This window comes from Daejeonella sp., assembly GCF_046590655.1.
Classification (GTDB): Bacteria; Bacteroidota; Bacteroidia; order Sphingobacteriales; family Sphingobacteriaceae; genus Daejeonella.
Genome location: NZ_JBKJUM010000108.1, coordinates 1 through 5,089 on the forward strand (window position 1 = coordinate 1; position 5,089 = coordinate 5,089).

Here is a 5,089-nt window from a genome sequence, read left to right on the forward strand (position 1 = left end):
CGCTTCCTTAAAATAACTGGATAAGGCTAAATTCTGTATACAAGCCCTGACTTGCTTGTTCGAGTGATATCCGGGAATAACAACATCCCATGTGTCGTTATTTCCGGATTTATTAAATAACCGGTCTTATTTTAGGACGATACATTGTACCCCCCTCGGGGTTGGGCGTGAATTCCCGCAAATTCCCTTCCGATTTTTGACCCAAAAGTCCCGGAGATGGCGTTTATCGGAAGAGGCGAGATATATTCAGTAGGTGGCATGAATCTTACCCTCATTCACGTTTCCTTCGGAATGCTCGTACACAAGGTAATCCTAAAATCACTGTTACGGCCTGGTACAATTTAAGTGCATCTAATTTTAATTAATTCAAAATTTCTAGCGTTTAAACTTTTCAATTATATTGGTGTTTGAATTAAATGGGAAATAGCTAGAAGCCTTTGCAGATGAATATTATTAAACTAGATTTTGAACAAGCCCGTGCTAAGCATTTATTATTTAAATCAAAATTGCGTTCGATACTTCATGGGATACATGTAGAAGAAGCTCCTGTATTGTCGGAATATGATTGCTCCGTTGGGAAATGGATATATAATTTCGCTTTAGCCGAATACGGTCATATTGCGGAAATGGTTGAACTGGAAAAGATTCATTTGGATATTCATGCTATCGCACGACATCTGGTTGATCTTTATAAAAGCGGAAAAGTCCAGGAAGCAAGGAAAGGTTTGCAAAACATGGAGGATGTAGCTGATCATTTGGTCGCATTACTTACTAAAGTGGAATCCCTGGTTGGTACCCAGCAGCTCCGTTTAACTCATTCAGATGGCCTTGAATACAAGATGGAGGAATTCGAAGCGATTCTTAAAACGAATATCGAGCTGGATAAACGGATTAAGAAGGAGGTTAAGAAAACTACAGAAGCCATTGAACGATTCCATTTGGTTCAGAAAGCTACACAGGATGCGGTATGGGACATAAATCTGAAAACTGGCGAAATTTGGTGGAGCGAAGGATTTAAAGAGCTTTTTGGCTATGATGTTTCCAAGTCGGATACGGCTTACTGGACATCGAAAATTCACCCGGCAGAGCGCGAAGATGTAGTCGTAAATTTTAATAAATTAGTTGATAGCAAAAGTACAAAATGGGAATGTGAGTATCGCTTCTTAAAGGCGGATGGCACCTATGCCATTGTGTATGACCGGGGTTATATACAACATGACAAGGAAGGCAAGCCTAAAAGGGCCGTCGGTTCTATGCAAGATCTTACGCGCCTGAAGAGGTATGAACAAAACTTGCTTTTTAGTGAAGGCAGGTTCAACACGCTAATTGACACACTGGAAGAAGGAATAACTCTTCACGATAGCAAGGGTAGCATAACCCGTGCAAACAAAAGCGCACACAAGTTGCTGGGTGTAACCTTAGAGGAAATGACGGGCCGAAATGTTTTTGACCCCCGGTGGAGAGCGGTACACGAAGATGCAACTCCATTTTTAGCGGAGATTTATCCGCCTCATTTAGCAGTAACAAAAAAACAAAAACAGCTGAATGTAGTAATGGGAATTCATCGACCTGATGGCGGAATTAGTTGGCTGCAAGTCAATTCATCTCCTTTATTTGACGCTCAGACAGGTGATTTATTAGGTGCTGTGACCTCCTTTTTTGACATTACAGACCGAAAGCAATTCGCACAGCAAAAGGATGATTTTATTAGTACTGTTAGCCATGAGCTGAAAACACCGGTTACTTCAATAAAGGCTTTTGCCCAGTTTTTGAAACGATCGATGTCGGGTGATGAAAACCCAAAGAATCGCGTCATGCTGGAGCGAATGGATGTTCAGGCAAACAGGCTTGAAAATTTGATTAAAGATTTGCTTGACATCTCCAGGGTGGATAATGGAAAACTCGTATTCCAGCCCGAGACTTTTAACTTCGGAGCTATGCTGACTGAGCTGATCAGCGATTTACAGCTAATCACTTCTACACATAAATTGATCATTTCAACCAATCCGGATATATTGATACATACTGATAAAGAAAAGATCATCCAGGTAATAACCAATTTGGTTAGCAATGCCGTAAAATATTCACCAGATGCCGAAAAGGTCAGTATTTATGTAAGCAAGACGGATTCGCAACTAATTTGTAGTGTACAGGATTTTGGTATTGGAATCCCTAAGAACCAACATGCCTTTATCTTTGAACGTTTTCACCAAGTCGAAAAAGCTGATGCTAATGCCGGGCTTACACTTGGGTTGGGTCTATTTATTTCCAGCGAAATAATTAAGCGGGCTAAGGGAAAACTTTGGCTGGAGAGTGAGTTTGGTAAAGGGAGTACATTCTCTTTTTCTTTGCTTTTGGCTGGTTGTTGATCAGGAACAATTACCTCAGCTATCACACTTTTGTATCGCTAGCTATCCTTTCATCCGTAGAAATACCCTAAAGCTAAATATTCGTAACCTTTCTCCAGGCTTACCGTATTCACAGATAATTCAAAACCAAATGAGTTGCTGGCTGCGGTTGATGTCAGCTTATTTGCAAAAAGATTTTGAGATAAATAAAACGCGCTTGAGCTATGAATAACAGATACCTACTATTTGATTTTGATATCTTAAAATACTGGGGTTCCAATGGAATTGAGCAATTGCTTGTTTTGCCGCTCGATGATGCGGATGAAAAGGGATATGGGCATAATATGCCTTTCCGTTTAAAACCAAAAAATAACAAGGAGCAGGGTCACGTGTATGAGCTGGCTTCCAGAGAAGTCAATGAATTTGCCTATAACGAAAGTGAGGGCTTAATTTTTATTGTCCACGAGAGCGATATATTTATAAACTTAGAAACAGAGAAAAAGCCTGATTGGCTAAGCTCGAAGTGGCGCCATGTCCAGGCTTTGCCAATTTTGAACAAACTGCAATAAGCAGCGTTTCTAAAAAGACGATTATTTTCTTGTCAAATTCCGAGAGCTTCTCATTCACTATTAAGTCTGGGCTTGATTAAACGCGATTGACAAAGGAACTTACTGCGAGGCGGTTGATAACCACGAAGTACACGGAGGTAACACGGAGAAAAAGAAGCTTGGCGATTGAGCCTCGGTGCTCTTTGTGTTTAAATTAGTATACGAAGTATGCTATTTCGTCCGGCAAAAGATTTCCAAAAAAACTCTGCGTAATACTTTGCGATCTTTGCGGTTCAGGATTGAATTTAGAAAACAACAGAGAAAATATGAACCCGGAATTAGATTGGATTTTTGAAAAGCCTTCCAAGTGGCAAGACGAATATTCCGAATTGAGAACACTTATTCTTGAATGCGATTTAACAGAGGAATTAAAATGGGGTTGCCCGTGTTACACGAACGGAAATAGCAATGTTGTTTTAATCCACGGCTTTAAAGATTATTGTGCTTTGCTTTTTATGCAGGGTGCAATACTTAAAGACTCAAAAAAGATTTTAGTTCAACAAACTAAAAATGTGCAGTCGGCAAGACAAATTCGCTTCAAAAACACTGAAGAAATATTGGCTAATAGATCCACAATAAAATCCTTTATAAACGATGCTATTGCCATTGATCGGGCTGGCATTAAAGTCCAGCTTAAAACGACGACTGAATACGAAATACACCCGGAATTCAAAAATGTATTAGACAATATGCCCGAAGTAAATAAAGCATTTAAATCACTTACACCCGGGCGACAAAGAGGTTACTTACTTTATTTTTCAGCACCAAAACAGGTAAAAACTGTAGAGGGAAGGATCGAAAAATCAATACAGAAAATACTTGACGGCAAAGGTTTAGACGACTAAACACCACTCGCTAATACACCCGGTGAGGTACCTCCTACGCATGGCCTATTGCTTCGTCGTTCCGAGTCGCAAAGACATGGTGATATACTTCAGAATTATTGGTTCGAAACTTGCTTATATTCAGATACAGAACAAAAACCAGTTACTGATACGGCATTGAAAAAAATAACCTTAGCCTTTCTACTTTTTGCATTGCCCTTTTCTTCAGCCCTGGCACAGGACACCTTGCGGATGAGCCGTGCTAAGTCCTTCCCTAAGCTTCCAAAGTCTTCAGAAGCTTTAGGTATTAGTCCGGAAGTGGAGCAAAGAAATTCCCTGCTTGTTAACGCTCCTATGAATATCGCACTTTTTGGAACGGACAGCAGGAACTCGCAGGTGAAGGGAAATGCGGATGTGATCATTATCCTTTCTATAAATCCTTCAACACAGAAACTAAAGATGTCTTCCATTCTGAGAGACACGTATGTTGATATTGAAGGAATTGGGATGGATAAGATAAATGCGGCATATGCGCAAGGCGGGCCGCTTTTGGCGGTAAAAACTATTAACCGAAATTTCGCGCTGGACATCAAAGATTACATTCATGTTGATTTTTTAAGTGCCGCAGCGATTGTTAACGCTTTAGGAGGTGTGAATATTAATCTTAAGCCAGAGGAGTTGACTTATTTAAACAATTATGTGAAGGAAATATCTTTTGATGGTGATATTCCGGTAGCTCCTGTTTCGAAAGCCGGGCTTCAAAATCTGAATGGCCGGCAGGCAGTCGCCTATACCAGAATAAGGGATGCTGGCAGGGGTGATTATGATAGAACAGACCGTCAAAAGGCAGTGCTGGTAGCGCTGTTTAGTAAGATGCAGGGGGGAGGGGTTAATCTTCTTCCGGTATTTCTGTCGAAGATTCTGCCTAACCTGGAAACGAGTATGAATCAGTTTATGCTCCTCAGCATGGGAAGCCATATCCTGAATTCAAAAACCAAAGTTATTGAGCAGGGAAGGTTTCCACTTGATTCAGCAAGTAAAGGGGAGAGAATTAATAATATCTGGTATTTGAAAACGGATCTGAAAGCGACGAGTAATTCATTATATAATTTTATATATAAGGATGTAAAGGCGGGGAATTGAATAGACTGGGCGCTTATTTTAACCGCGGAGTTCGCGGAGTTTACGCTGAGAGCGCAGAGAGGCTATCAAATTAATATAGACAATTTCGATGAAAATTGCGACTTACCATAAAGCTTCATCTGCCGAACGAAATAGCATACTTCGTATGCTGATTTAAACACAAAGT

General features: G+C 40.4%; 4 protein-coding genes. All 4 read left to right on the top strand.

All coding sequences use genetic code 11. The features are described 5' to 3' along the window. Positions 1-443: 443 nt before the first annotated feature. The 4 genes from ACLL8Z_RS10490 (at position 444) to ACLL8Z_RS10505 (ending at position 4,923) form a co-directional block, all read left to right on the top strand. Positions 444-2,369, top strand: coding sequence for a PAS domain-containing protein (locus ACLL8Z_RS10490; protein WP_411274735.1), 1,926 nt, complete (start codon positions 444-446; stop codon positions 2,367-2,369). A gap of 203 nt (positions 2,370-2,572) precedes the next feature. After that, positions 2,573-2,917 carry a hypothetical protein gene (locus ACLL8Z_RS10495; RefSeq protein WP_411274736.1) on the top strand — a complete coding sequence of 115 codons (345 nt, stop codon included), beginning with the start codon at positions 2,573-2,575 and terminating at the stop codon, positions 2,915-2,917. A 305-nt stretch (positions 2,918-3,222) separates the two neighbouring features. Next, positions 3,223-3,801 (top strand): YdeI/OmpD-associated family protein, encoded by a 579-nt coding sequence (locus ACLL8Z_RS10500; RefSeq protein ID WP_411274737.1) that lies wholly within the window; start codon positions 3,223-3,225, stop codon positions 3,799-3,801. Positions 3,802-3,957: 156 nt separating this feature from the next. Then, positions 3,958-4,923 (top strand): LCP family protein, encoded by a 966-nt coding sequence (locus ACLL8Z_RS10505; protein ID WP_411274738.1) that lies wholly within the window; start codon positions 3,958-3,960, stop codon positions 4,921-4,923. Positions 4,924-5,089: the final 166 nt, after the last annotated feature.

Bases quoted from the DNA above. Each gene is read 5' to 3' on its own strand.
- ACLL8Z_RS10490 (WP_411274735.1), top strand. From the start codon at position 444: ATGAATATTATTAAACTAGATTTTGAACAAGCCCGTGCTAAGCATTTA.
- ACLL8Z_RS10495 (WP_411274736.1), top strand. From the start codon at position 2,573: ATGAATAACAGATACCTACTATTTGATTTTGATATCTTAAAATACTGG.
- ACLL8Z_RS10500 (WP_411274737.1), top strand. From the start codon at position 3,223: ATGAACCCGGAATTAGATTGGATTTTTGAAAAGCCTTCCAAGTGGCAA.